The sequence below is a fragment of the Winslowiella sp. 2C04 genome (assembly GCF_050037805.1).
Classification (GTDB): Bacteria; Pseudomonadota; Gammaproteobacteria; order Enterobacterales; family Enterobacteriaceae; genus Erwinia; species Erwinia toletana_A.
Window position 1 is genome coordinate 713,586 of the sequence record NZ_CP188300.1, and the last position, 19,201, is coordinate 732,786.

11 protein-coding genes, 1 tRNA gene and 2 pseudogenes are annotated in these 19,201 nt (G+C 51.0%); 9 read left to right on the forward strand and 5 right to left on the reverse strand.

Going from position 1 to position 19,201, the window contains the following annotated elements; translation table 11 throughout:
- Window positions 1-143 precede the first annotated feature (143 nt).
- Window positions 144-1,021 (forward strand): annotated as a pseudogene (locus ACP3TC_RS03055) (IS3 family transposase); the annotation flags it as partial.
- Window positions 1,022-1,161: 140 nt separating this feature from the next.
- The gene (locus ACP3TC_RS03060; protein WP_426817499.1) at window positions 1,162-1,671 is read left to right on the forward strand and encodes a GNAT family N-acetyltransferase; all 510 of its coding nucleotides are present in this window, start codon (window positions 1,162-1,164) and stop codon (window positions 1,669-1,671) included.
- A gap of 525 nt (window positions 1,672-2,196) precedes the next feature.
- On the opposite strand, the gene ACP3TC_RS03065 is transcribed toward ACP3TC_RS03060, so the two are convergent.
- Window positions 2,197-2,272, reverse strand: a tRNA-Phe gene (locus ACP3TC_RS03065).
- Between the two features lie 694 nt (window positions 2,273-2,966).
- Here ACP3TC_RS03065 and ACP3TC_RS03070 point away from each other — a divergent pair.
- Window positions 2,967-5,108: pseudogene (locus tag ACP3TC_RS03070) on the forward strand (ornithine decarboxylase).
- A 35-nt stretch (window positions 5,109-5,143) separates the two neighbouring features.
- Here the strand turns inward: ACP3TC_RS03070 and ACP3TC_RS03075 are convergent.
- A complete protein-coding gene (locus ACP3TC_RS03075) occupies window positions 5,144-5,761 on the reverse strand; it encodes a TetR/AcrR family transcriptional regulator (protein WP_313853667.1) in 618 nt (205 codons plus the stop codon).
- A gap of 312 nt (window positions 5,762-6,073) precedes the next feature.
- On the opposite strand from ACP3TC_RS03075, the gene ACP3TC_RS03080 reads away from it, so the two are divergent.
- Window positions 6,074-7,294, forward strand: a complete 1,221-nt coding sequence (locus ACP3TC_RS03080) for a Tm-1-like ATP-binding domain-containing protein (protein WP_426817500.1) — start codon at window positions 6,074-6,076, stop codon at window positions 7,292-7,294.
- Between the two features lie 2 nt (window positions 7,295-7,296).
- Window positions 7,297-8,127 carry a phosphoenolpyruvate hydrolase family protein gene (locus tag ACP3TC_RS03085; RefSeq protein ID WP_313853663.1) on the forward strand — a complete coding sequence of 277 codons (831 nt, stop codon included), beginning with the start codon at window positions 7,297-7,299 and terminating at the stop codon, window positions 8,125-8,127.
- 96 nt (window positions 8,128-8,223) lie between these two features.
- On the opposite strand, the gene mltC is transcribed toward ACP3TC_RS03085, so the two are convergent.
- Genes mltC through mutY form a run of 3 tightly spaced genes read right to left on the reverse strand, consistent with a single transcriptional unit; the run spans window position 8,224 to window position 10,710 of the window.
- A complete protein-coding gene (mltC, locus tag ACP3TC_RS03090; protein WP_313853661.1) occupies window positions 8,224-9,300 on the reverse strand; it encodes a membrane-bound lytic murein transglycosylase MltC in 1,077 nt (358 codons plus the stop codon).
- Between the two features lie 49 nt (window positions 9,301-9,349).
- Window positions 9,350-9,622: an oxidative damage protection protein gene (locus ACP3TC_RS03095; RefSeq protein ID WP_313853659.1), complete on the reverse strand. Its 273-nt coding sequence runs from the start codon at window positions 9,620-9,622 to the stop codon at window positions 9,350-9,352.
- A complete protein-coding gene (gene mutY / locus ACP3TC_RS03100; protein WP_426817501.1) occupies window positions 9,622-10,710 on the reverse strand; it encodes an A/G-specific adenine glycosylase in 1,089 nt (362 codons plus the stop codon). Before mutY ends, ACP3TC_RS03095 begins: the two co-directional genes overlap by 1 nt.
- Before the next feature lie 155 nt (window positions 10,711-10,865).
- Between mutY and trmB the strand changes: the two genes are divergently transcribed.
- From trmB to ACP3TC_RS03120, 4 genes are all read left to right on the forward strand, one after another.
- On the forward strand, window positions 10,866-11,585 hold the full coding sequence (trmB, locus tag ACP3TC_RS03105) for a tRNA (guanosine(46)-N7)-methyltransferase TrmB (protein WP_426817502.1): 720 nt from the start codon (window positions 10,866-10,868) through the stop codon (window positions 11,583-11,585).
- Complete coding sequence (locus ACP3TC_RS03110; protein WP_313853652.1) at window positions 11,585-11,911, forward strand: YggL family protein; 327 nt, start codon at window positions 11,585-11,587, stop codon at window positions 11,909-11,911. The genes trmB and ACP3TC_RS03110 overlap by 1 nt, the downstream gene beginning before the upstream one ends.
- A 56-nt stretch (window positions 11,912-11,967) precedes the next feature.
- Window positions 11,968-12,684, forward strand: a complete 717-nt coding sequence (locus tag ACP3TC_RS03115; RefSeq protein ID WP_313853650.1) for a DUF2884 domain-containing protein — start codon at window positions 11,968-11,970, stop codon at window positions 12,682-12,684.
- Window positions 12,685-13,436: 752 nt separating this feature from the next.
- Window positions 13,437-19,136, forward strand: a complete 5,700-nt coding sequence (locus ACP3TC_RS03120; RefSeq protein ID WP_426817503.1) for a hypothetical protein — start codon at window positions 13,437-13,439, stop codon at window positions 19,134-19,136.
- The last annotated feature ends 65 nt before the right edge of the window (window positions 19,137-19,201 follow it).

The following is a 19,201-nucleotide window of genomic DNA, read 5'->3' on the forward strand; positions in this document are numbered from 1 at the left end:
CAGCAGAGAGGATCCTGGCGGCCACGCAGTAGCTGTAGCATGAGTCGGCCCGGCAGGGTGGGGCTGTAAACATCCCGCATAATCGTGCCATTCACATTTAGAGATCTTCCTGCATACTCAATCTGCCAACGAAGGAGATCGCTATGCGTAAAGCCCGTTTTACTGAGCATCAGATCATCGCCGTGATTAAGTCGGTTGAAGCCGGACGAACTGTTAAGGATATCTGCCGGGAGGCCGGTATCTCTGAAGCCACCTACTACAACTGGAAGTCCAGATATGGCGGCATGGAGGCTTCTGATATTAAAAAGATCAAGGATCTTGAGGACGAGAACCGACGTCTCAAACAGATGTTTGCCGACCTGGGCCTTGAGAACCGGGCGCTTAAAGATGTTATCGAAAAAAAGCTTTAAAACCAGCCTTTAAGCGTGAGCTGGTCACTCATCTGATAACGACGTTCGGACTCAGTATCCGTCAGGCCTGCCGGAGTCTGAACCTGAGCAGAACGGTTTATCATTACCGCCCGGATACCACGCGTGACGAACCCGTCATTGTCGCGTTGCAGGCAGTGGCAGAGCGATACCCACAATACGGTTTTCCGAAACTCTTCCAGGTTCTGCGGCGGCAGGGATACACGTGGAATCACAAAAGGATCCACCGTATTTACTGTCTGCTGAAGCTGAACTTTCGCCGTAAGGGCAAACAACGGTTGCCGGTACGTAATCCCTCGCCACTGGCCACGCCTGAAGCGCTGAACCAGAGCTGGTCTGTCGATTTTATGCATGATGCCCTGGTCTGTGGCCGTCGTTTTCGCACGTTCAATGTTGTTGATGACTTTAACCGTGAGGCATTGTCGATTGAAATCGATCTGAATCTGCCAGCTCTGCGAGTGGTCCGTGTGCTCGACATGATCGCGGCAAATCGCGGCTATCCGGTCATGCTGCGCATGGATAATGGTCCGGAGTTTATCTCTCTGGCCCTGGCTGAATGGGCAGAGAAACATGCCGTAAAGCTGGAGTTGTTAGCTTGTCCGCTTAGTGCCAGAAGCGGACGTAGCATGCATCATGTTATGATTCATTCAGTGAGAAGGGTTCACTCCTGTTTCAAGCTCATAGACAACTAAAGACCCTAAAAATTATGACATCATTCATGGAGAACCAAGTCATGGATTTCACTATAAGTCCCACTCATCCTGAGCACTTTGACAAGCTTCGCGCTATTGAACTGGCTGCTTTTGAAACATTGCGTAATGCAGGTGCGGTTACAGGCGAGGCGGGCGCATGTAGCCTTGAGGAATTGAGCAATTTCAGTCGTAACGGTCTGTTGCTAACGGCCTATACGCCTGATTCAGTTCCTGTGGGATTTGTAGCAGGAAAAGTTGAAGACACATGGCTGCACATTGCTGAAATTGATGTGCATCCGGAATGGCAGCGCCACGGGATCGGCAGACTGCTTATGCAGAGAATTCTCCATATTGGGCAACACCGCGGCCTGGCTGGTGCCACGCTGACAACAGACAAGATGGTCGCTTTTAATGCCAGATTTTACGGTATATTAGGATTTAATATTGTGGAAGGCCACGCACGACCTCCGCATCTGGTAAGCCTAATCGCCGAAGAGATCTCTAAAGGTTTCATTCCGGCGCGACGTGTTGCAATGTGGGTTACCTTTTAGCACTCAGGTCCGCTCCTCGCTCACAGCGGACACTCAGGTTTAACAGTCCAGTACGTTTAGCTTACGGATAAATCATTTTATGATGGCGTGGAGAACGGGGGGATTCTGAAAACGGTAAGAAGTGAAAGGGCAAGAAGAGCTTGTTGCAGGTGGACGAACTGGTGAAGATCCCCATGTGGAGGGTGTATGCTGCCAGGTTTCCCAGCTTGCTATTGGGGATTTCCCCACCTTATTCCCCGCGACAAAATCACGTTAATACCAGCGGATTAAGGCGAAATGATAATTCCCCCGTTTTCCCCGTATTTTCTACTTCATTATGAATGATCTGAGAGAAAGGAACCGTAGAGGACCGTAGCAGTAACGTTAGGAAAAGGTACATCAGAGGATGTTGAGGTGTCTAAACGTAACGAACATCTGCGAAAATGGCAAGAAATCCAGCAAACAAATAACGTGTTGCAACGACCAGAAATCTACCGTAGCCAGAAAAGGAAAAAGCCCCGCTTTGCAGCGAGGCCTTATGAATAGTGGTGCCCGAACTCGGAATCGAACCAAGGACACGGGGATTTTCAATCCCCTGCTCTACCGACTGAGCTATTCGGGCAACGGGGCGCATTAAACCGTAAAGGGAGAAATGCGTCAAATGCTTTTGTTGTGAATGCTGACTGATTGCACTCTTTTCCATCAGTTTGTGGTGAAAAAAGCCAGTTGTCGGGTAATAATTGGTCGGCTGGGGCTGGTTTTGCCCTCGGCCTTTGTTCGGGAAAAAATGGCACTCAATATGATGTCGGCAAAACTTACAATATTGCATAAATCCGCATAACTATCGGATAATAAAACAGTTTTTAATTATTCGCGCTACGATATTTCTATAGTTATCAATATGTTATAAATGACACTTCAGTTGCAATTAATTCAGTATGTGGGTTGTAGCGAAAATTAAAAAATGCGATTATTGCGCAAATTTTGATGCCCCATCATTTCACTTAACTGAGGTCGCCGCTATGAACGGTTCAATGCTGAATCAGAGCACTTGTTCCCGCCATCTTTTGATGTCGCAGCATGCGCGAACGATCCTCTGTCAGACCCCATCGATACACGCTCTCATCATGCGGTGAGGCTTTCTGATGCTTGCTTTCAGGCATGAGTAAAAAACAGACGCGATCTGGTTTTACTGATGTCTGGCGGTTAAAGCTGAATCCAATGCTTTTTCGATTTAAGACACTTACGCCGGGAAGCCATTTCCCATTGCCGTGCCTTTGGCACCCACTCATCCTGTTTAATCTGGGATTTGTGCTATGACAACACTAAAAATTGCTGCCAGCGCCTGCGCTGCGCCAAACCTCCATACCCAGCGTGATATTGTGACGCTGGACAGTACTGATTTTACCGATGTGGCGGCGGTGGTCGTCTCTGTTGCTGATTCGCGCAGTGGCGTGCTGGCGTTATTACGTCATACCGGTTTTAATCTGCCGGTGTTTATCGCACTGGAAGGCGCTGAACCGGCGCAGCCACTACCTGAAGTGACCGGATTGCTGAACGGCGATGCCGAGTCGGATCGCCAGCTGGAAGAGGCGGCTGCGCAGTATGAAGCGACTCTGCTGCCGCCATTTTTTGACACTCTGACCAAATATGTGGCGATGGGCAACAGCACCTTTGCCTGTCCTGGGCATCAGGGCGGAGCTTTCTTTAAAAAGCATCCGGCCGGCCGTCAGTTCTTTGATTTCTTCGGCGAAAATGTATTTCGTGCCGATATGTGCAATGCCGACGTTAAGCTCGGTGATTTGCTGATCCACGAAGGTTCGGCGAAGGATGCGCAAAAGTTTGCGGCAAAAGTGTTTAATGCGGATAAAACCTACTTTGTGCTGAATGGCACTTCCAGCGCCAATAAAGTGGTGACCAACGCGCTGCTGACGCGCGGAGACCTGGTGCTGTTTGACCGCAACAACCATAAATCCAATCATCACGGCGCACTGATTCAGGCGGGTGCCACCCCGGTTTATCTGGAAACTGCGCGCAATCCGTTTGGCTTTATTGGCGGCATTGATGCTCACTGTTTCGACGAGCGCTATTTACGTAAGCAGATTAAACAGGTTGCACCGGAACGCGCCAGCGAAGCGCGTCCGTTTCGTCTGGCGGTGATCCAGCTCGGTACCTATGACGGCACGGTGTATAACGCGCGTCAGGTGGTTGACCGAATCGGTCATCTCTGCGATTACATTCTGTTTGATTCCGCCTGGGTTGGTTACGAGCAGTTTATTCCGGTGATGGAGGCCTGTTCTCCGCTGTTACTCGATCTCAATGAGAACGATCCGGGTATTTTTGTCACCCAGTCGGTGCATAAACAGCAGGCTGGCTTCTCGCAGACTTCGCAGATCCACAAGAAAGATAACCATATTCGCGGCCAGCATCGCTTTTGTAGCCATAAACGGCTTAATAATGCTTTTATGCTGCATGCTTCAACCAGCCCGTTTTATCCGCTGTTTGCCGCGCTGGACGTTAACGCCAAAATGCATCAGGGCGCAGCAGGGCGTCGCCTGTGGCATGAGTGCGTGACGCTGGGGATTGATGCGCGTAAGGCAATTCTGGCGAAGTGCGAGATGATTAAGCCATTCCTGCCGGACAGCGTTGACGGTAAACCGTGACAGGATGCGCCAACCGAAAGTATCGCTGCTGATGCGCGCTATTTCAGCTTTGCGCCGGGTGCGCAGTGGCACGGCTTCGACGGTTATGCACGCGATCAGTACATTATCGATCCTTGCAAGCTGCTGCTGACCACGCCGGGTATTGATGCCGCCACTGGGGAGTATGCTGCATTCGGTATTCCGGCGACCATTCTGGCAAACTATCTGCGTGAAAATGGCGTGGTGCCGGAGAAATGCGACCTTAACTCGATCCTGTTCCTGCTGACGCCAGCGGAGAGCGCGGAGAAGATGGCGCATCTGGTGGCAATGCTGGCGCAGTTTGAGCAGCATGTAAAACAGGATGCGCTGCTGTGTGAGGTATTGCCGACGGTTTATCGGAAGAATGCCGCGCGTTATCAGGGCTATACCCTGCGCCGTCTGTGTCAGGAGATGCACGATCTGTATGTCAGCTATGGCGTGAAAGATCTGCAGAAGGCGATGTTCCGTCAGCAGAGCCTGCCGAAAGTGGCGATGAACCCACAGGATGCCAATATTGAATTTATTCGCGGCAATGTGGAGTTGGTGCCGATCGCACAGGCGGAGGGACGTATCGCTGCCGAAGGCGCATTGCCGTATCCACCAGGCGTGCTGTGCGTGGTGCCGGGCGAAGTGTGGGGTGGCGCGGTGCAGCGCTATTTCCTCGCGCTGGAGGAGGGCATTAATTTGCTGCCGGGCTTCTCACCGGAATTGCAGGGGGTGTATGCAGAAGCCGACGCCAGCGGCGTTAAGCGGCTGTGTGGTTATGTGATGATGTAATGTGTGGGGCGGCATTCAATGCCGCCCCGTTTGTTTTATGCTGAAGCCGCTTTCGACTGCGCATCTTCCCGAGCCTGGCGTACTATGGCTTTCGCCATCCACTTCGCCACGTCCTGTAGTTCCTGATTATCACAGCCCCAGATATCCTTCATTACCAGAAAAATCTCTGAACCGTAAACCAGTGACAGTGAGTGCAGCACGCGTTGCATCAGTTCGGGTGGCAGCTCGGCAGACAGCGGCTCGACCACTTTCTGCAATAACAGCTTACGATTTCCGCGCACCAGCCGCTCTTTGATTGGTACCGCATCCTGAGATTGCGACTGCGCCCACTGCGTCAGTGACAGGTGCAGTGCAGCCCGCAGCGTGCCTTCATGTTGCAGCATACGCGGAAAGGCAAATGTCAGCAGCTCATCAATGCGGGCAGTGGCTTCCTGCTGAGTGGGTTGCCAGCTGTTTATTGGACTCAGGGTTTCACTGACGATAGCTGCCACCAGCGCGCTTTGCGTCGGAAAATAGCGATAAGCGGTGGCGCGCGACAATTGTGCCGCCTGCGCCACCTCGCTTATCGATGGAAATGCTCCACCATCAAACATTTGCATGGCAGTATCGATTAGCAGGCGGCGCGTTCGTGCGCGAGTTGATGTCAATGACATACCTTCTTGGTTTTCCTTTTGAACCACAATAACCTCTGTATCAGTATAAATCTGCCTGAAGATGAGCGGGTAAGCGAGCAAAAAACAGCATGATAAGCACACATTTTCCCGCTATTGCGTAAGCATTCAGGCGTCATTCCAGGCTAATTATCGATAATGAGATATCAGTTTCATTCTATTGATTTATCAATTTAATGGATGATACTGTTATCTCAGCGTAAAGTGACAGTTCCTATCACAAAGGATATTGTGGTTTTTATTTCAGGTTTATCAACTCTTTATTCAGACAAATAACAGGATTGAGCCAAAGAAATGAAGAAGAAAGATGGTTTTATCTATGCCGTAGCTACGGAAGATACTAAAGGAATGGAACTGTATTTCGTCCGTGATTTGATTGCCAATTGTGGAGCGAAAGTCGTCACAGTTGATCTGTCCACTCAGACACTTAGCCGCGCTTCTGTGGCTGATTTCAGTGCCGAAAGCGTCGCCGCTTTTCACCCCCAGGGTGCGTCCGCGGTATTCTGCGGCGACCGTGGCCGGGCGATTGATGAGATGGCGACTGCATTTGAGATTTTCCTTAGTCAGCGTGACGATATTGCCGGGGTAATTGGCCTTGGCGGATCGGGTGGCACCGCGCTGATTACCCCGGCGATGCAAGCTTTGCCGGTGGGTATTCCCAAACTGATGGTCTCAACCATGGCTTCCGGCGATGTTTCCGGTTATGTCGGTGCCAGTGATATTAATATGCTCTATTCGGTGACCGATGTGGCCGGACTGAATCGTATTTCCCGTCAGGTACTTGGCAATGCTGCTCATCAAATCGCCGGCGCAGTGCTGTTTCAGGTTGCCGCAGACGCGTCCGATAAGCCTGCGCTTGGCCTGACGATGTTTGGTGTTACTACTCCTTGTATTCAGGCAGTGAGTCAGGCGCTGGCAGCGGAATATGATTGTCTGGTATTTCATGCCACCGGCAGCGGCGGTAAAGCGATGGAGAAGCTGGCCGACAGCGGTATGTTGTCTGGCGTGCTCGATCTGACTACTACGGAAGTGTGCGATTTACTGGCCGGTGGCGTGCTGGCTTGCGGTGAGGATCGCTTCGATGCTATTGCCCTCTCTCAGGTGCCGTATGTGGTCTCCTGTGGCGCACTGGATATGGTCAATTTTGGTCATCCGTCGACGATACCGGCGAAGTATGCCGATCGTCTGTTTTACCATCACAATGCGCAGGTAACGCTGATGCGTACCACGCCGGAAGAGAACGTGGCGCTGGCAAAATGGATTGCTGCCAAACTGAATCGCTGTGCAGGTGAAGTCAGATTTCTTATTCCTGAAGGTGGATTTTCCGCACTGGATGCCGTCGGGCAACCTTTCTGGTCACCCGAGGCAAATCAGGCGTTTATTACTACGCTGGAAGCTGAACTGTTACAAACCGCGCAGCGAAAAATTCAGCGATTGCCTTATAACATCAATCATCCACTGTTTGCAGAGGCGGCGGTGGCAGCATTTCGCAGCCTGACAGCGAAGGAGAAGTAGCCATGCCGGGGTTTAACCGACAGGAATTATTAGCCAAATTCAGAGCGATGGTTGCCCGCCGCGAACCGATTATCGGTGGCGGGGCAGGGACTGGGCTTTCGGCAAAGTGTGAGGAAGCAGGCGGTATCGATCTGATTGTTATCTATAACTCGGGCCGCTATCGCATGGCCGGTCGCGGTTCGCTGGCCGGGCTGCTGGCCTACGGCAATGCCAATGAGATTGTCGTCGATATGGCAAAAGAGGTGTTGCCGGTCGTGAAAAATACGCCGGTACTGGCCGGTGTTAACGGCACTGATCCGTTTTGCCAGTTCGATAAGTTTCTCGACGATCTGAAAGCGCTGGGCTTCTCCGGTGTGCAGAACTTCCCGACCGTCGGGCTGATTGACGGCAACTTCCGCGCCAATCTGGAAGAGACCGGCATGGGCTACGGGCTGGAAGTTGAGATGATTCGGCTGGCGCATCAGAAGGATTTGCTGACGACTCCCTATGTGTTTAATCAGCAGGATGCGATAGCGATGACGCAGGCCGGTGCGGATATCATTGTGCCGCATATGGGGCTGACTACCGGCGGTAATATCGGGGCGGAAACCGCGCTGCGCCTGAAAGATTGTGTACCGCTGATCACTCAGTGGGCGCAGGCCGCTAAGGCGGTGCGTGAGGATGTAATTGTGCTCTGCCACGGCGGGCCGATTTCGTCGCCGCAGGATGCACAATATATTCTTGATAACTGCCCGCTGTGCGATGGTTTCTACGGCGCCAGCTCAATGGAACGCCTGCCGACAGAAGTAGCGCTGACCGAGACCACCCGGCAGTTTAAAAAGTTAAACCGCTAAAAAATTTCATGCACCATTTTGATGCCAACACCAGGGGATTTACCCCGTAACTAAAACGGCGAGCTTAGCTCGCCGTTTTTATTTGCCAAAACCCACTCAGTAAAAGCGATAGCCTCTCTGCGCTTTACTCACTTTTACCAGGTAATTACGTGATTCTGCCGCCGGATGCTTCGTCGCCAGAGTCTGATAAAATTCGCTGGAAGATAACGCGTTAATTTTACCAAAAGCGGTATTTTTATCACTGGAGAAGATGCGTAATACGCTACCTGCACCGCCGTTGTAGGCAGTGATGACGGCGTAACGCCGGGACGTTGGATCGGAAATTCCCGACAGATAACTTTTTTGCAGAATCGCCAGATAAGCGGTACCGGCATCAATATTGTTCTCTGGATCGAACAGGTAGCTGCGGCTGGGTTTACCCGATTTACCTTTCAGGCGGAAGACATCTACTCCGGCGGTATGCTGCACAACCTGCATCAGGCCCAGTGCATCAGCATGGCTGACGGCATACGGGTTGAAGCTCGATTCGATCTGCATAATCGCCAGAATCAGCGACTGATCGACACCGTACTTCTCGGCTGATTTACGCACCATCGGCAGATATTTATGCGCGCGCTTATCCAGATGGTTTGGCACCATCGGAATAGTTACCGACCAGATAACATGCATGCCGGAAGTGCGGCGCTGAAGCTTGTTCTGGATCAGATAGTCAGCAAAGTTGCCCGCGCGTCCCTGCCAGCGAATCGGCTGGCCGGTATTATCCAGCACCTGACCATACAGCAAAGGCTCTTTACTGATCTGAATATCGTTAGCATCGGAATAGAGATCGACATTGCCCGGATCGTCACCGATCAGCAAGGTGGTGATAATCGCCTGACGCAGGCTGGCCGTCGGGTTAGTTCCGGCAATGGTTTCAATGGTGATGCTACCGGCGTCAAAATTGATATGGCTACGGGTGAAGTATTGATCGCTGTACTTTACATAGTCCTTCGGACCGGCGATCAGCACTTCGTTGATGCCCCAAATATTCTCGATGTTGTGGGCAAATTGGCCCATTAAAATGTCAAAACCGTTGGTGTCCTTGACCCACTCTTCGTGTGAAGTCGTTTTTTTATTACCGGAGCAGGAGATCAACAGCGGTGCTATGACGAGCAAGGCGATAATTTTCTTCATTTTCTCAATGCTTAACCCAAAAAATGGGGCCTCAGGGAGGCCCAAAGCGTTATTCTTCTGGCGGGGTGTAGCCTTCGATATGGACATCCTTGCCTTCAAACAGGAATTTCACCATTTCCTGCTCCAGTTGCTTACGGTCTTCCGGATTCATCATGCTGAGTTTTTTCTCATTGATCAGCATAGTCTGTTTTGACATCCACTGTGACCAGGCCTCTTTCGAAATTTCGTTATAGATGCGTTTACCCAGATCGCCCGGATAGAGCTGGAAGTCTTGTCCCTCGGCATCACGTTGCAGGAACGTACAGAAAATTGTGCGGCTCATTACTCTTCCTCTTGTATCGCGCGTGTGTTCAGCATCATTTGCTGTGGTTGCCGTAACTCATGTAGCAGGCGCTCAACCGGAGCGGCCAGTCCCACAGACGGCGGCTGCGCTAAGTTATACCAGAGACCCGCGCCATCATCCATGGCGCTACTCGCAGAAGGCAGTTCCAGCCACATTGGTACAATATCCAGATGAAAATGGCTGAAAGTATGACGGAAGGCGATCATCTGCTTAGGCTTGCTGCCAGTGATGCCGCGTGCTTTCAGCCACTGTTGCAGCTCGGCCTCGCTGCTGAATTGCGGAAAGCAGAACAGCCCGCCCCACAGACCAACGGGCGGGCGCTGTTCCAGCCAGACGCCATCGCCCCGCTGCATCATCAATAACCAGCCGGTGCGCTCTGGCAGCGTCTGTTTTGGCTTTTTACCCGGATATTTTGCCCAGCTACCGTTGGCATAAGCGACACAGTTGAGATTGACCGGGCAGATCTCGCATTTAGGCTTTGAGCGGGTACAGACTATCGCCCCCAGATCCATCATCGCCTGATTAAACTGGCTGACGCCAACCGCAGGTGTAACCTGCTCGCTGATATTCCAGAGTTTTTTCTCGACATCTTTTTTGCCCGGCCAGCCATCAATGGCATAACAACGTGCCAGCACGCGCTTAACGTTGCCATCGAGGATCGGGTAATGCTGCCCGAGCGACAGCGAAAGAATCGCCCCAGCCGTGGAGCGACCCACGCCGGGTAGATCAGCCACTGCTTCAAAGGTCTCGGGGAACTTACCGTCGTGACGCTCGACGACCTGTTGCGCCGCTTTGTGCAGATTGCGCGCGCGCGCGTAATAGCCGAGCCCGGTCCACAGATGCAGTACCTCATCCAGCGGCGCGGCGGCGAGATCGGTTACGCTGGGGAAGCGTGCCATAAAGCGTTCGAAGTAGGGAATGACGGTCGCAACCTGGGTTTGCTGCAGCATCACTTCCGAGAGCCAGACTTTATAAGGCGTTTTTTCCTGCTGCCACGGCAGGGTTTTGCGTCCGAAGCGCTGATACCAGTCCAGCACTTGTTGCGCGAACTGTTGCGCTTGCGTCATTGGGAGGAAATTTTCCGTTATTACTCTACAATCAGGCAGGAATTCCAGCACAGACACTGGATGCTGTAAACCGGAACTTTGCGGGACTTGCTTCTCAGCAGTAACTTTGCATAATGCCCGCATATTCCTGAATATGCAGATCAACAGGCAGCCACATGATAAATGACGTCATCTCACCAGAATATGATGAAAACGGTCGCGCGATGCGCCGTATCCGCAGTTTTGTCCGCCGTCAGGGCCGGTTAACCAAGGGCCAGCAGCACGCACTGGATAATTACTGGCCGGTGATGGGCGTTGAGTATCAGGCTCAGCCAATTGACCTGGTTGATCTTTTTGGCCGCGAGGGGCCAGTGGTGCTGGAAATTGGTTTCGGCATGGGGGCCTCGCTGGTCACCATGGCGGGAAATAATCCGCAACAAAATTTCCTCGGTATTGAAGTACATTCTCCGGGCGTTGGTGCCTGCCTTGGCTCAGCTCATGAAGCCGGCGTCGATAATTTGCGCGTGATGTGTCATGACGCGGTGGAAGTACTGGAGAATATGATCCCGGATAACTCGCTGCGCATGGTCCAGCTGTTCTTCCCTGACCCGTGGCATAAAGCGCGCCATAATAAACGCCGCATTGTGCAGGTGCCGTTTGCCGAGCTGGTAATGCGTAAGCTAAAGCTGGGTGGCACTTTCCATATGGCTACCGACTGGGAATCTTATGCCGAGCATATGCTGGAAGTGATGAGCAGCATCGAAGGCTATAAGAATCAGTCAGAAGACAATAGCTATGTGCCGCGTCCGGAATCACGTCCGTTAACGAAATTCGAGCAGCGTGGCCAGCGTTTAGGCCACGGTGTATGGGATCTGATGTTTGAGAGGGTTAAATAATGGCTACACAACGCAGTCGTCGTCTTCGTAAGAAAATGCACCTTGACGAGTTCCAGGAACTTGGTTTTTCGGTCAACTTTACCTTTGCGGAAGGCACCAGCGAAGCAGAGATCGACAGCACCGTTGATGCGCTGATTAATGAGGTTATCGAGCCGAATGGTCTGGCATTTGATGGTAGCGGCTATCTGCAGTGGGAAGGGCTGATCTGTCTGGAGAAGATTGGCAAGTGCACCGAAGAGCATCAGGAGCAGGTACGCAAATGGTTGAACGAGCGTCAGCTGAAAGATGTGCGAGTTTCTGAACTGTTTGATGTTTGGTGGGACTAATTACTATCGGGGCGGCTTAATGTCGCCCGAATAATTTTTATTACTCAGGAGATTTCATGATTCGTAAAGCGCTGGTTGTCGCATTACTGTTGGCCGCAGGCCAGGCTCAGGCCGCTTATGAGTGCAGTGTTAAGCCACAGGACGATGTGGTGATTAAACCGCAAAGCGTGCAGGTGGTTGGCGCTAACGGCAATCTGGTGATCTCTCCTGATGGCAACGTGCAGTTTAACGGCAAGCAGGTCGATGTGGACGCGGCGACGCGCCAGAAAGCGATCGATTACCAGAACGCACTGCGTCGTGATCTGCCATGGATTGACCAGGGTGCAACGCAACGGCTGGAAAAAGGCCGCGTGGCGCTGGATAAGGTGATTGTCGATAAGCTCGGCAGTGACAGCAATGTGCGCTCGCGTCTGACCTCACTGGACAGCCAGCTGAAGCAGCAGATGAATCGTATTATCGAGCATCGCAGCGACGGGTTAACCTTCCATCATCAGGCGATTGACCAGGTGCGTCAGGATGGTGAACGTCTGGTGCAGAATGCGATGGGCGGTGTGGTTCAGGACAGCCTGAACGAGATGGGCAAGAAACCATCGGCCGGCAGCGATAATCCGCTCCAGGCGATTATGGGTAATCTGGGTGGTTTGCAACAGGCGATTCAGGCCGAGTGGCGCAACCAGGAGCAGGATTTCCAGAACTTCGGTCATGAAGTCTGTAATCGTGTTATCACGCTTGAAACGCAGCGCAAAGGCGTGCTGGCGGCGGTGAAGCCTTAACATAATCATTATGGCACCGCGGATACTCACCGTGGTGCCAGCCATATCCCCGCCAGGCCTGTCAGGCTCCTCAGAAATAAAATTTCCTCATAGTTAAGCAAATAAGAAAGATATCAGACCGCTAATAACCCTCGCAGTGAGTAATCCAGAAGTATTTGCCTGGAACCAAAAGAAGGGTTTCCTGGTTATCGGTAACTTTTATTTATTTATAAATAAGAGATTGACCGATGAACTTCCAGCAAGCCGCACTGCAAAATTCCGCGAAGGCTTATTACGCCGACAATCAGCCACAGCCTAATCTGCAGGATGCGCCTTTTCTGGAAAAATTATCCCGGCTGGCGCAGGTGATGAATGAGGCCGGGATTGACTGGATAACAAATGACACATTCTGTCAGTTACTTTCTGAGGCGGTTCAGAATCAGGGGCTCAGGGAGATGCTTGAGTCAGAAACCGGCCTTAAATTTCGCCCGCAGCCAGCCAGTTCCTCTTCCCCCCTGACACTGGAAGATGTGCTGACAAAGGAGTGTCAGCATCCCGGTGGGCATCAGCTTGAATGCCTTCACCTGCTAATCATGAACAAAGCAGGAGCGCCTGAATCCGGCAGCCAGCTGAAATATCACCAGGCCGTGAGCAAGCTGGCGCAGGCCATTGAACAGCAGCAGCCTGCATGGAAGGAGTATGGTCAACTGGGCTATAACCAGGATCGGCTAAATCAGGACCGGTTAATCCTGCTGCAGGATACCGTGCAGTCGATGCAGCAGGAGCTGCAACAGGGAGTGCAACAGAGGTTACCGCAGAGTATGCAGCAGCAGGCGGTTTGCACGGTGTCCGGTGCACTCCATGCCGCGACGCAGACGTTACTGGCGGCTCTGACAGGAGAGTGGGGAAAGCAGCAGGCGATGCTGACAACACCGGAAGCGCAGCTGGTGCGGCGGGATATGAACGCACTGGTCGATGCGTTAATCGCTACCGCGACAGGGTTGAAGGATGCCGGAAGCGCGCTCAGTGACGGACACTGGGATGGCATCGCGGAAATGGCGCTGGAAAAGCTGGAAAATATGACGGTTCAGATGCTGCAAGGCAACAGCAGTGGCGATGCAGCGGAGCAGCCACAGCTTCGGATGCTGGTAAAACAGGAGCTACAGAACCTGCCGCTGGAGCTGGATATTGTGGTTAGCCAACTCGGCGAGGCGGTGACCAGTGATACCAGAAGGGCAATGACGGAAAAACTTGGGCAGGCGTGCGCCGTGGCGGAAAAGGCCGCGACACAGGCAGACGTATTGTCGAATGACATTGAATATCCGACAAAGTATCGTCCGGATGCCGCTAGCGGCCAGGCGTTGGCTGGCGAGATTGTCGGCGCAGTGCGCGAGGCTGCCGCAGCGCTCAGTAATGCGGCAGACGTTCTGAAACAATCGGGTAAGGAGGTTGATCCGGACTCCTTTATTGATACGGCAAAAGTGGCCGCTGACTGGGCAAAATTTATCGGCAGTGAGCTAAAGGCGTCGGTTTCAGAGGTACTCCACGAGAATCCCTACACCAATCTGCAAAATGGAGTTGGCTCTCTGCAGAATGCCGCCAGGCATATTGGCCAGGGGCTGTACGATCTGGCCGCAGGCAGCGTAAGAAGTTCGAAAATTCAATATAACAAGGCTGAACACGCCATCATGCGGCAGTTCGACAGCGCGCCAGCTGATACTGCGGAAATCAATGTGGCGTTAAGGCTGGCCCTGCTACCGCTGCAGCGGGCGGCGCAAAAAATGAAGATTGCGGCAAGCGCACTTCTCGCGCCCGCCGCGAACCTGAAAATGGCTGGTAAAGACGCTAATACGGCTGAAGGCAGCGCCGCGCCGCGGGTGGAGCGCAGCAAAGACGCCGGTGTACAAATACAGACGATGCTGAAAGCCGTGGCCGACACGATACTGGAGCAGACGAAAGTCAGCGGAAAAGTATCCGCCATGCAGGTTTCCGGCAAAATTAAATCACAGGACAAACTCAATGAGGCAGCACTGAAGGCGCGGCGCGCCGTCAGTGAAGTGCTGCAACAGATTGAGAGTAAAACGCTCAGAAGAGAGATAAAGGCCATACTGGCGCAGCTTCCTGCCCATCTGCAGGACAAAGCAAAGGGGCGTTTTCAACTGCTGCTGGCGCCATTATTGCAGACGGCAGCAGAGCTGGAGAAAGTCGCTGGAAAGCTCAGTGTTGCTGCGGAAGCTGCCGTGAAGCAGCCGCAGCAGGTTAAACAGCTGGCAGAACTGGCACTGAAAGCGCAGCGCAGAGCCACAGCGGTTAAACGGGAAATTAAACTGACGGAAGCCCGGCTGACCGGAGAGGTCACTCATAATACCGCCCGTAACCCGATGCTGGCGAAAGGCATGGCTGAAAAGCTGCATGAAATCAAAAATGAGTTTGTGCAAAACAACCCGGATGTTAACGCACAGGCTATCGACCGTGCCATGGCCGGGATACTGAAAGGGTTTATGCAAAAGGACTTTTCTGCGGAAAATGATCCTAACGGTGACGTGATGCTTAAAATGGTGGCACTGGAAATCAGCGATGCGCTAAACGGTGTGACCTTGTGGCCTGATACCCCTGACGAATTTATGGCGAAGCAAACCAGTTTTAGCCGTTATGCAGCGGAACAGGGCATCGACAAACTGACCTTCGGGCTGGTTTCCGAGTTCACGTTGTATGGTGAAAATGCCGTGCGGCATTTAATCGATATTGACCCGCTGCAAAATCTGATCGCCGAACGCCTGCCGGTTATCAAGGCGGTAATGACGCTGTACAGTACCATGCTGGGTAGGGCGACGATACTAAAGGGCGTGCGGCCTGGTCAGCCGCTGCCGCAGGCGCAGCTGGATGAATTCACCAAGGGGCAGCTTAAACGGCTGGCGTTCCAGATAGTAAAAGTATTTACGCCAGCGGTCGCCCATTATGCTGCGGCACCTTTTTTAATCGGCAATGGTCTTTACCATAATAACGACCTGCGTCAGGGGCTAGGTGTCCGAATACTGAATAAATTGCCGCCCGGCTTTGCCTGGACCGGATATATGGCCGGACAAAATCAAGCGCTGGGGGCGGCGGCTAAACTTCTGGTCGGCGGGCTTACGGTACAACAGCCTCAGTCTGCGGACGCCGCCAGCATTGCCGGGATAGACGCACTATTACAGGAAGGTCGATCGTCGCTGGAGGCGGAAATGCGCGCTGATCCAGAACAGGATGTTCAGGAAGAAAAGGTAGAAAGAAGGGCCGGTCGAAATAAACGTTCTTTTGATTATCGATTATCTTTGCATCGCGGGGATTTTAGTGAATATGTCGGTTTAGAAAAACTGCGTCTTCTTCAGGAAGACAAAAACCTGACTCCTGTTCAGATAGAGGCGTATGTAGAAGACTATAAGTTAGCTATCAATAATTATCGCGATCTGGTAAAAAGTGGCGCCCCCGATTATAAGCTTAATTCTGCTAAGTTAAATTTATTTAAAGCGACAAATACGCTGGAAATTGTCAGGAATAACCTTGAGCAAAGAGAGATAAGTCGTAGCAGTCTTTCTGAAGAAGCAATCAATAAAAAAGGTGAGGATTATTTAAAATCGGTAAGGTCGGGTTATAATATTAGAGTGGGTCATGAGCTTAATCCAAGGCAGAAAGCTTTTAATTATCTGATGGATATTATTGGGCGCTATGATAAAAGCGAACGAGGAGTGATTGATTCTCCCGACAGCAAAATAACATTACTTAACAGAGCCAGTGCGAAGGAAGAGACTTTTACACTTTTTGATATTGCCACGGGGCAGGTTGATCCTGACAGTTATCTGCTGCCTGACAGTTTTATTAAGCACCCGCCCCACGAAAATCCCCCCTATAGCAAGGCTTTTCTTGAAGAACTAAAACTTATCACTGATGTAAATGTGAAAGGACGTGTCAAAGATTACCGCACGGATGCATTAGGCGGAAAAAGTATCAGTGCCATATATTATGGATATCAGTTTGAAAGTTCCGGCGATCAGATGTTGAAGAGCTTTGAGAATGATCTTGACGAATTGATGGACGACACGTCAAAAGTCAATGATATGGATAACTTCTATGAGGCCAATTTCAAAGTCACCGCGTCGACCCTGGCAAAAAATGCTGGGCTGAAAGCTTTCAGAGCAGATCTTGAAGCTTTTCAATATGGCAAGAGAGAGGCTGAGCATCTGGATTTTCGCGGCAGCAGGCTAACTGATGTTGTGTGTTTTTCCGTTAAGGATAAAATACTGGCGATAGATGTTCAGGGTAAATTTATCGTTATTGAAAACACGCCGGAAGGGCTTAAGAATGTTGAAAATCAGAAATGGATTGTTTCTCATCTGAGTGCAAATAAACAGTTCAAATATAAAATCACTAACGGGGAGGGCGGGTATTTTAAATTTATTGAACACAGTACGGCCCCGCTGGAGCGATTAGGCACATCGCCGACCATAGTAAAAAAATACGCCACTCGTCAATATTCACCATTAAGTACATTTCAGCTAAAAAACACCGGAAAAGAAACGTTTGAGGTGGCATGTCAGCGCGCACGCGATGATATGAACTCGATGATTAAAACGTCGACAGAACGTAATTATGATATCGTTATTGACTACGCTGCAATTGCTGTGGGTTTAGCCGCCGGGATGGGAGTCGGGGCGGCAGGGTTATCACCGGCGATACTCTTTATGATGCAAATGGGCGTATCAGCCGGCATGACAGCCGCTAAAGAACTGCTTAAGGCTGCGCTTAAAGATAATCAGGCAGAGGCCGAAGATGTATTGAAGGCTTTGCCAGTCAACATACTGGCGGGCATGATGACAGACAGTGGAGTCACAGTAGGGACTAAACTTGCTGGCAAATTGACCAAGGCCGCAAATATTAAAGCGATTTTTCAAACTCCTGCTCAACAGATGGGCAAAGATATAGCGTTAAATTATGTTGCCTATGAAACAAGCAACAGAGTCGCCAGTTTGCTGTCATCGAACGCAGATAGCGGCAACGAGGACGTGAATACGTCTCCGCGCCAGGGCATCACGTCATTGCCAGAAATGCAGACAACAGATGTGCTGGATACCACGCCAAAGGGAATCGTTGTCGGTGAGTTATATTGTGTTATAAAAGATGCAGACTTATTTGATATCTGCCGTGATTTAGATATTCCGATCACTGACTTCCAACATATGCACCTCAAAAATGAGGCGCTTATTAGCGATGTGATGAATATCAAGGTCGGCACATTTCTGCGCATACCAGAATCAGTAATGGAGAAGACCCGGTTCAGCACCCCGAAAGGGGAAGATATAGCACCCGGTGAGATAAGTGGAAATGAATATGTGGTGTATACCAATACTAACGTAAACGCTATCTGCAGAAACCTGGGTATTGGCCCGCAATACTTTAATGCTATCTATCTGGCGAATAAAGATAATATTGACGATCCTAATAATATTCCCCGAAATACACGATTGAAAATACCGGAAGATATGCAAAAACAGTATAATCTGTACGCCAAGGAAATGGTTGGTCAGATGTATGGTAAAAAATTTAATGTTAGTAAATCAGCTGATAAAGTTGATATCTATAAAGATCTTAAGCTCACAATAGAGCCTGGCATTAGTCTTGGCGAGCAGATAAAAAGACAAAACTTGGTTAAGCAGTTGCTTGATGCCAATCCCTGGCTCAGGAAGCAGGATTTAATCAAAGCAGGTACTCAATTGACCCTTCCGCCTGATGTTTTGGTGCATTATCAACAGCTAAGTGGTCAACGTTCTGTCGATAACTCAGAGACTGCGCCGCAGAATAATAGAGAGCCTCAGTCACTGCAGTTAAACGCCAGGTTTGGTCAGGTCAAAGGCAATGAATTTATCACGCTGAAAGCGGCTAAGGCAGATGATATTTATAGCGAGCTGAATCTTTCACTTGCAGATAAAAATCTGCCTCTTGCAAAAAAAATGGCCCGGAGCCGTTTGTCGAAGCAGCTGGATGTGGCCAACCCATCGCTGCAGGCGAAAGGCGTTATTGAAGCCGGCACCAAACTGATCTTGCCCCCTGCGCTTGTGCTGCATTATCAACAACAGAGTGCTGAAAATTCTGCCAGTAACGCTGAGGCTGCACCTCAGCAGAGTGTCTCGCCATTAGTGGTTGAAAATCAGAACAATCCGCCAAAACCCCAGCCACCGTTAATCATAACCGCTTATGAGAATAAGATAGAGGGTAATAAATATACAGCCGTGGACGGCATTATGGCAGATGATATCCGTTACGAGTTATATCTTTCACATGATAAAGATTTCCCACCTTCTGAGTTCAAGGAGAGAGACCGCCTTTATCAGCTGCTGCTTAAGGCCAATCCGTCGTTCGATCCGCAATTTGCTGTGTGGAGTCTGACCCTTCCGCCGGAAGTTCTGCAGCATTATCTGCAGCAATCAGACGAATCCTGATAAATGCCGCGACGGGTAGTGCAAATGTCGACGGCATCGGGCATCAGAAACGACAGAGTGGCTGA

Coding starts and splice junctions, on each gene's coding strand:
- ACP3TC_RS03060 (WP_426817499.1), top strand. CDS start 1,162: ATGGATTTCACTATAAGTCCCACTCATCCTGAGCACTTTGACAAGCTT.
- ACP3TC_RS03075 (WP_313853667.1), bottom strand. CDS start 5,761: ATGTCATTGACATCAACTCGCGCACGAACGCGCCGCCTGCTAATCGAT.
- ACP3TC_RS03080 (WP_426817500.1), top strand. CDS start 6,074: ATGAAGAAGAAAGATGGTTTTATCTATGCCGTAGCTACGGAAGATACT.
- ACP3TC_RS03085 (WP_313853663.1), top strand. CDS start 7,297: ATGCCGGGGTTTAACCGACAGGAATTATTAGCCAAATTCAGAGCGATG.
- mltC (WP_313853661.1), bottom strand. CDS start 9,300: ATGAAGAAAATTATCGCCTTGCTCGTCATAGCACCGCTGTTGATCTCC.
- ACP3TC_RS03095 (WP_313853659.1), bottom strand. CDS start 9,622: ATGAGCCGCACAATTTTCTGTACGTTCCTGCAACGTGATGCCGAGGGA.
- mutY (WP_426817501.1), bottom strand. CDS start 10,710: ATGACGCAAGCGCAACAGTTCGCGCAACAAGTGCTGGACTGGTATCAG.
- trmB (WP_426817502.1), top strand. CDS start 10,866: ATGATAAATGACGTCATCTCACCAGAATATGATGAAAACGGTCGCGCG.
- ACP3TC_RS03110 (WP_313853652.1), top strand. CDS start 11,585: ATGGCTACACAACGCAGTCGTCGTCTTCGTAAGAAAATGCACCTTGAC.
- ACP3TC_RS03115 (WP_313853650.1), top strand. CDS start 11,968: ATGATTCGTAAAGCGCTGGTTGTCGCATTACTGTTGGCCGCAGGCCAG.
- ACP3TC_RS03120 (WP_426817503.1), top strand. CDS start 13,437: ATGCAGCAGGAGCTGCAACAGGGAGTGCAACAGAGGTTACCGCAGAGT.